This is a genomic window from Streptomyces sp. NRRL F-5123 (assembly GCF_000721495.1).
In the GTDB taxonomy this organism is placed as follows: domain Bacteria; phylum Actinomycetota; class Actinomycetes; order Streptomycetales; family Streptomycetaceae; genus Actinacidiphila.
Genome location: NZ_JOHY01000005.1, coordinates 235,489 through 244,094 on the forward strand (window position 1 = coordinate 235,489; position 8,606 = coordinate 244,094).

Genomic DNA, 8,606 nt, shown 5'->3' on the forward strand with positions numbered 1-8,606 from the left:
CGCCGCCCCGTGACCGCCCGTCAGCGGACATGGGCGAGTGCCCGTGTTCAGGATGCGAACACGGGCACCCGCCTGGGCCTGCGGAACGTCAGTTGTTGACGTTGATCGTGAAGGTGGTCGTGGTGTTCTGGATGTCCACGGCGTTGTCACTCTCGTGCAATCCGTTGACGGTCACCGAGCCCACGGCCGGGCCCTGAGCGGGTTCCGGCTGCGGGTTGGCCCACAGGCCGAAGCCGGACTTGGCGTCGAAGGCGTCACCGCTCTTGTGCGCCCCGGTCACCGACAGGTTGGTGATGACGGTGTCCTTGATCGGCTTGAGCGAGGTGCTGCCGTTCCACTTGGTCTGGAACATCACGCCCTGGTAGGTCGGGGCGGAGATGTCCACGTCGCTGATCCGCAGGCCCTGGAGGTCGAACTCCGCGGAGAAGATCCACAGCGCCGGGAAGGCCTGCTGGCCCCAGAAGTGGCCGCCGTCCCTGACCAGCGAGATGTTCGAGAAGTTGCTCGTCGGCGAGGCCTCGAAGCCGAGTGCCGGGATGCCGCCGAACTGGAGCGAGCCGATGGTGATGCCCGGGTAGGTCAGGCTGTCGGCGATGTAGAGGTTGCTGAAGGTGTTGCCGCCGCCGCCGTAGACCGCCAGGCCCGCGGCGCGCCACACCGTCTGCACGCTCAGGTTGCTGAAGGTGTTGCCGGTCTCCTGCTCGTTGTGGTTGTCGACGGCCGGGAAGAGCGCGAAGCTGTCGTCACCGGTCGACCGGGCCTCGGTGTTGGTGACCGTGTTGCCGGTCGAGCCGTTGGTGAGGTTCACACCGTCGGCGAAGGTGTCGCGGATCCGCAGGTTGCTGATCGTGGAGTTGTCCACGTTCGTCGCCCACACCCCGCAGATCGTGTGCTCGATCCACAGGTTGTCGATCGTCAGGTTCGCGACCCCGGTGAGGTCGAACACCTTGCCGGGACCGTCGATACGGCTGGTGTAGTTGCCGAAGAACCCGAAGCCCGAGAAGCTCGACCCGCCGGATCCGGACTGCAGCGAGAAGCCGCCGTCGGTGTTCTCCTGGGTCTGGGGCGTGTAGAACCTGGTGAACCAGGGACCCGCGCCGATCACCTTGACCGCCCGCCCGTAGACGGTGAACTTGTTGGCGGTGGAGTAGTCGCCGGCGGGCAGGTAGACGCCGAGCTTGGTGGTGTCCTGCCGCGCGGTGTCCAGCGCGTTCTGCACGTCCTGCTGGGTGAAGCCGGCCGGCACGACGTACTTGGCCGGGTCGGGGTTGGCGACCGGGGTGGCCTGCTCCAGGTTGATGTAGTCGATGTTGTAGTACGACGCCGTGTTGGCCGCGTCCTTCTCCAGCCGGATCGTGTGGCCCGCCGCGACGGTGGTGCCGAGCAGCACGTTGGCCTCGTCGTAGATGTGCCGCGGGGCGCCGGAGCCGGAGGAGTTGCCCGGGCTCGCCTCGTCGCCGTACAGCCACGCGAACTTCGAGGTCAGGGTGACCGTCTTGAGGAAGGTGCCGTCCACGTAGACGTTGAGCGTCGTGGAGTCGGTGCCGTCGGGGATGTTGAAGCGGGTCACCAGGGTGTTGGTCGGGTTCCTGGTCGTCCACTGGACGTACTGGCCGTTGCCCGCCAGATGTACCGCCTTGCGGCCGGAGGCCTCGCCCGCCGGGTCGCCGATGGTGCGGTTCGGCCCGAGCACGGTCGCGCCGCCGCCGGTGACGCCGTCCTCGGCCTCGTAGACGTCGTACGGCATGTTCGCGCCGCGGCCGACGAACAGCGACTGGGTGCTGGTGTTGTTGGCCTGCTTGACGGCCAGCTCGTTGGCGTCGGTGGCGATCACCGTCTTGACGGTGTACTTGCCGTTGGCCGCCGTCCAGCTGCCCAGGCTGACCGGGCTGGTGGTCGCGCCGGGCGCGATCGCGCCGCTGTAGGAGCCGGTGAGGGTCTTCACCACGCTGCCGGAGGCGGCGTCCGCGACGGTCAGGGTGACAGCGTGGGCGCCGGAGGCGGCGGCGACGGTGCCCTGGTTCTTGATCGCGACCGAGAAGTTGACGTTGTTGCCCGCCGACGGGTTGCCCGGCGACCAGGCCACCGGGGAGGCGAGCAGGTCGGAGGTGTCGACCGGCTTGACGACCAGGGCGGCCGGGCTGGTGTAGGAGTTGTTGGTGTCGTTCTGCTCGACGACCGTGTTCGCCTCGTCCACCTTGGCCGTCAGCTGGTAGCTGCCGGCGTCCTTGGCGCCGATCGACGCGGACACCGTGGTGCTCGCGCCCGCGGCCAGCGCGCCGACGTTGGCGGTGCCGACCTTGGTGGTGCCGAGGTAGAAGTTGACGCTGCTGGCCGGGGAGGCGTTGGTGCCGATGTTCTTGACCGTCGCGTCGAGCGTGATCGGGTCGGTCTCCACCGGGGCGGCGGGCGACGCGGTCAGGGAGCTCACGGTGAGGTCGGGGTTCGGGCCGGGGGTGCCGATGACCTGGAATTCGGCCGCCTGGCCGCCGCCGGCCCCGGAGTTGCTGCTGAAGACCAGCCGCACGTCGGCGACCCGGGCGGTCACCGGGATGGTGGCGGTGTTGCCGGAGGCCGGGTCGAAGGAGTAGCTCTTGGGCGCGACGAGCTGGGTGAAGCCGCTCGCGCTCTGCTCGCGGCCCTGGACCTCGATGGTCTGGGTGCGCGGGCCCCACGCGGAGCTGGGGTTGAGCTTGACGACGACCGAGCCGGTGTCGACGTCGGCGCCGAGCTGCACCGTGAGCGAGCTGGTGCCGGCGCCCTCCCAGTAGGTGTTCACGTCGTCGTCGTTCGCGTTCGCGGCGACGAAGTTCTGCACCGTGGAGGTCGCGGTGATCGGCTTGCCGACCGCCTGGTTGGTGCCGCCGGTGGGCGGGGTGGTGCCGGTGCGGGTCACCGTGTTGCTGTTGCCCGACTCGTTGCCGGCCGCGTCGACCGCGCGCACGAAGTACGCCACTGTCGCGGTGTCCGGCCGGCTGTCGGTGTAGGTGAGGGTGCTGCCGCCGGTGGTGGCGATCTTGGTGCCGTTGGCGAAGACCTCGTAGCCGGTGACGGCGGTGTTGTCGCTCGCGGCGTTCCAGGTCAGCTTGACCTGGCCGGACGCGGGCTGGGTGTACGCCAGGCCGGACGGCGCGCTCGGGGCCTGGGTGTCACCGGAGGTGCCGGTGCGCGTGACGGTGTTGCCGGCCGCCGACTGGTTGCCGGCCGCGTCGCGGGCCTTCACGTAGTACGTGACGGTGGCGGTGTCCGGCTGGCTGTCGGTGTACGTCAGCACGTTGCCTGCGACCGAGGTGCGCAGCTGGCCGTTGGCGTAGACGTCGTACGCGGTCACGCCGGTGTCGTCGCTCGCCGCGTTCCAGGTCAGCTTGACCTGGCCGGACGCGGGCTGGGTGTAGGCCAGGCCGGACGGCGCCGAGGGGGCGGTGACGTCGCCGGTGGCGGGACCGTAGACCTCGAACTCCGAGATCTGGCCGGCGGGCCAGCCGGTGTTGCCGGTGATGTTCAGCCGGACGTAGCGGGTGGTGGCGGTGTTGAAGGTGATCGTCACCGTGTTGCCGCTCGCCGGGTCGAACGTGTAGCCCTTGGACGCGGCGAGGTCGGAGAAGGTGGTGCCGTCCTGGCTGCCCTGGACGGCGAGCGTCTCGGTGCGGCTCTGCCATGCGGTGGCCGGCGGGAGTTTGAGCACCACGGTGTTGACCGGCACCGCGGAGCCCAGGTCGACGCGCAGCCACTGCGGGAAGGCGTTGTTGGTGCTCTCCCAGTACGTGTTCGCGTTGCCGTCGACGGCGTTGCCCGAGCCGTACACGTCGGCGTGGCCGGACTCGGCGGTGGGCCTGCCCGCGGCGAGGTTGGCGCCCACCGCGGCGGCGGCGACCGTCATCTCGGACAGCTGCGCGGAGCCGGCCGCGGAGTTGGCGGAGATCTCGGCGCGCACGTACCGCGCCTCGGTGGCCGGAAAGTCGATGGTGACCGTGTTGCTCCTGCCGGGCGTGAACGTGTACGACTTCGACCCGACGATCGTGGAGAAGAGCGTGCCGTCGTCGCTCGCCTGCAGCGACAGGGTCTGGGTGCGGGCCTTCCAGGAGGCGGGCACCTTCAGCTGCACCTTGTCGACCAGGCGCCCGGCGCCCAGGTTGACCTGTGCCCACTGCGGCGCCGCGGCGCTGACCGCGCCGCTCTGCCAGTAGGTGCTCTGGTCGCCGTCGTCGATCCGGTCGGCGGTGTTCCTGCCACTGGTGCTGCTGGCCGCCGCGGCCTTGCCGGCGGCGAGGTCGGGGGCTGCCGCGGCCGCCACGGCCGGCAGCGCGGTGGTGCCGCCGAGCAGCAGCAGGCTGCCGGAGACCACCCCCGCCAGCAGCCGTGGTATCGAGCGCTTCGTTCTCATGACGTCCCTCTGTGGTGTGTGGGGGATCAGGGGGTTGGGAGGAGAACCGGAAGAGGAGCAGCCGAGAGGAGTCCAGACGATCTATTCGAAACGTGCGGGATGAACATCTGAAGTTGCGCTCATCTCATGCGTATCCATCGCCGTTCTGCTCATTATTTGCGTATGTGTTGGCAGAGTGTTACAGACGCGCTACGGCGGCGTCTACGCCCCGGACGGCAACGATTCGCTTGCGGGCGGCGGGAGTTGGATCGCGCGCCCGGGAGTGGGAGCCGGGGCGGAACGGCCCGGCACGGGAAAGCGCTTTCCCGTGGGTCCGGTGAGGTGCGGTCAGGCAGGGGCCGCGCTGTGCTACTTGAAGATCTTGCGCACGTCCGGCGCGTGCCGGTAGAGCCCGGCCGCCGACAGCCGGCGCCTGACCATGGCGATCCGCGGGTGCCGGTCGCTCGGCTCGCCGCCGATCCGGTCCAGTTCCTCCACCAGCCGCTCGGAGCGCTTCTCCAGCCCCAGCTCGTCCAGGATCCGGTCGACCTCGGCGAGCAGCGCGCCGTACAGCTGCCACTGCCGGGGGTGCTCCTGGACGCTCGCCAGCAGCAGCCGGGCGATGGTGTCGCGGCTCTCGTGGCTGTCGGAGAGCGCTTGCGCGAGCCGGTCCTCCGCCGCCTGGGCGTTTGCGGTGACCTGGCTGGTGATCAGCACCGCGAAGCTCTCGACGGCGTGCGCGATGTGGTCCATGAGCTGCTCCAGCTGCTCGGACACATCGTCGGGGAAGAGATGCTCGGTGGTGCGGTGCTTGGCCAGATCCGTGAGGCTGCGGGACAGCACGCGGAGCACCACCGCGCAGATCTCCAGGGTGTCCAGACCGGTCCGCAGCACGATCCGGGACAGCGCGCCCTCGCGTACCCGGGGGTTCCAGCGCAGGCTGTCCTCGGCCTGCCGCAGCGAGGCGTCCACCTCGGCGATGTCGTGGTCCAGCCGGCGCGCCTCGTGCAGCCGCGCGGCGGCCCGCTCGACCGGCAGGTGCCCGGCGACCTCGCCGCCGATGTCCCGGAAGAGCGCGCCCATCCGGCGGGCCATCGACTCGATCGACTCACCCGCGGACTGCACCCACACCGGCGGCGCGAGCGCGTTGAACAGCAGCCCGACCAGCGCGCCGATGAGCGTCTCGAAGACGCGGTCCCACGCGGTGTTGGCGACCCGGGTCACGCCGAGCACCAGCATGGCCGAGATCGCCACCTCGATCTCGAAGTCGCCGGCCCGCACGAACCGGCCGATCAGCAGCGAGGTCACGATGATCAGGCCCAGGCTCCACCAGGTCAGCCCGACCAGCGCGCTGAAGCCGACCGCGACGAGCACCCCGGCGACGACGGCGTTGACACGGCTGATCCCGGTGGTGAGCGTCGAGTACAGCGTCACCTGCACGACCAGCAGCGCCGTCAGCGGCGCGGTCAGCGGCGCCGGGTTGGGCAGCAGCCAGACGGCCACCACGTAGGCGATGACGGCGGCCGCGGCGGACCGCAGGATCTGCACCGCCGCGGGCTCCGCCGTCCACCGGACGAGCTTGACGACGGGCTCGGGCACGTTTTCGGGCATCCCGGGCATCTGCCGGCCCCCCGTTCCTGGCGGTCTGTTCGTGGCGTCATGTCACGTCAAGGCGCTTTCCGGCCCCTCTCCGGCGCCGGCGCGACTGGCCCAGCCTAGGGTCGGAGGCGGCCGCGGCGGCCGTACGGCGCGTCCCGCCCCGCCGGGTTCACACCCCCGGCGCCACCGGGCGGCGGCCGGGATGATCCACTGTCAAGATCTTGCACGCAGCAAGATGCCGCATAACACGTCTATGCGGGCAAGGAGTTCGCCGATCGTTCGAATCTCGACGGCGCCGTGGAACGCCCTGAAACAGCGGTACCAATCTCGTTCACTTTCTTGACGTGTCAGCAACAGCGCCGTAATCATCGCTGCCATCAGAGAGCGCTCTCACACGCACCCAGGAGACGCCGTGACCGGCAACCCCCCACCTTCGTCCGGACGCCTACCCCGTTCGCTCGTCTTCACGTTCGTCGCCGCCGTGCTGGCGGCGTTCGCCCTCGCGGCCACCCAGAGCCCGGCCCGGGCCGCGGGCACCCTGCTGTCGCAGGGCAAGGCCGCGACCGCCTCCTCCACCGAGAACGCCGGCACCCCGGCCTCGGCCGCGGTGGACGGCAACACCGGCACCCGCTGGTCCTCCGCCGCGAGCGACCCGCAGTGGCTCCAGGTCGACCTCGGCGCCACCGACTCCATCAGCTCCGTCACCCTCAACTGGGAGACGGCCTACGCCAAGGCGTTCCAGATCCAGACCTCGGCCGACGGGGCGAACTGGACGAACGTCTACTCCACCACCACCGCGACCGGTGGCGTCCAGAACCTCACCGTAAACGGTTCCGGGCGTTATGTCCGGATCTACACGACCGCCCGCGCCACCCAGTACGGCGTGTCGCTCTGGGAGTTCCAGGTCTACGGCGCCACCGGCACCGGCAACGCCGCCTGCGGCACCGCGAACGCGGCGCTGCACAAGACGGCGACGGCCTCCTCGACCGAGAACGCCGGCACCCCCGCCTCGTCCGCCGTCGACGGCGACAACGGCACCCGCTGGTCCTCGGCGGCGGCCGACCCGCAGTGGATCCAGGTCGACCTCGGCTCGTCCCAGAGCATCTGCGGCGTGCAGCTCAGCTGGGAGACCGCCTACGCCAAGGCCTACCAGATCCAGGTCTCGGCCGACGGCAGCAACTGGACCACCGCTTACTCCACCGCGAACGGCCCCGGCGCCACCGAGCTGATCAGCCTCACCGGCACCGGCCGCTACGTGCGGATGTACGGCACCCAGCGCGCCACCCAGTACGGCTACTCGCTGTGGGAGTTCCAGGTCTTCACCGGCGGCTCCGGCAGCGACGGCGGAGCCAACGGCGGCAGCACGGGCGGCAGCACCACCCCGCCCGGCGACTCCAAGCTGCTGTCGTACAACAAGCCCGCCACCGCCTCGACGTACCAGGACGCCAACAGCTGCACCGGCTGCACCCCGTCGAAGGCCTTCGACGAGGACCCGGCGACCCGCTGGGCCACCAGCGACGTCAACGGCTGGGTCGACCCCGGCTGGATCGCGGTGGACCTCGGCGCCACCGCGCACATCACCCAGGTCGTCCTGCAGTGGGACCCGGCCTACGCGACGGCGTACCAGATCCAGACGTCCGCGGACGGCAGCAACTGGACGTCCGTCTACTCCACCACGACCGGCAAGGGCTTCAAGGAGACCCTGAACGTCGACGGCAACGGCCGCTACGTGCGGATGTACGGCACCGCCCGCAGCAACGGCTACGGCTACAGCCTGTGGACGTTCGACGTCTACGGCACCGGCGGCAACCCCACCGCTCCGCCCGCGCTGCCGCCGAACCCGGGCAACCCCGAGCACCTGGTGTGGAGCGACGAGTTCAACGGCCCGGCCGGCAGCAAGCCGGACACGGGCAAGTGGACCCAGGACGTCGGCGGCGGCCAGAACGGCGAGCTGGAGTACTACACCAACGGCGACAACACCACGATGGACGGCAACGGCAACCTCGTCATCGAGGCCCGGAAGGAGAACGTCCAGGGTCACCAGTACACCTCGGGCCGGATCAACACCTCCGACCACTTCAACTTCACCTACGGCCACGTCGAGGCGCGGATCAAGGTGTCCGGCACGCAGGGCCTGTGGCCGGCGTTCTGGATGCTGGGGTCGAACTTCAAGACCGGCACGCCGTGGCCGAACTCCGGTGAGATCGACATCATGGAGCACGTCGGCAAGGTCCCCGACTCGGTCTACTCCACGCTGCACGCCCCCGCGTACAACGGCGGCAACGGCTACGGCCAGCCCTACCAGATCGCGGGCAGCGACTTCGCCAACGACTTCCACACGTACGCGGTGGACTGGGACTCCACCCACATGACCTTCTCGGTGGACGGGCACGCGTTCTTCACCGCCGACAAGGCCACGGTCGAGTCGACCCGCGGCCCGTGGGTCTACGACCACCCGTTCTACATCATCCTCAACAACGCGGTGGGCGGTGACTGGCCGGGCGCGCCCGACGCCGGCACGGTCTTCCCGCAGAAGATGCTCGTCGACTACGTGCGCGTCTCGCAGTAGGCGCCGCCGCAGGCCGCCCGGGTCCCGCCGCCGCGCGGGACCCGGGCGGCCCGCCCCCCACCCCCACCTCCGACG

General features: G+C 70.0%; 3 protein-coding genes. 1 reads left to right on the forward strand and 2 read right to left on the reverse strand.

Annotated elements, in window-relative coordinates; genetic code table 11:
• Positions 1-88: 88 nt before the first annotated feature.
• Both IH54_RS0107325 and IH54_RS0107330 read right to left on the reverse strand, forming a co-directional pair.
• Positions 89-4,384 (reverse strand): discoidin domain-containing protein, encoded by a 4,296-nt coding sequence (locus IH54_RS0107325; protein WP_052397160.1) that lies wholly within the window; start codon positions 4,382-4,384, stop codon positions 89-91.
• 348 nt (positions 4,385-4,732) lie between these two features.
• The gene (locus IH54_RS0107330; protein WP_420711715.1) at positions 4,733-5,974 is read right to left on the reverse strand and encodes an FUSC family protein; all 1,242 of its coding nucleotides are present in this window, start codon (positions 5,972-5,974) and stop codon (positions 4,733-4,735) included.
• A 469-nt stretch (positions 5,975-6,443) separates the two neighbouring features.
• Between IH54_RS0107330 and IH54_RS0107335 the strand changes: the two genes are divergently transcribed.
• Positions 6,444-8,531, forward strand: coding sequence for a discoidin domain-containing protein (locus tag IH54_RS0107335; RefSeq protein ID WP_031514025.1), 2,088 nt, complete (start codon positions 6,444-6,446; stop codon positions 8,529-8,531).
• Positions 8,532-8,606 lie beyond the last annotated feature (75 nt).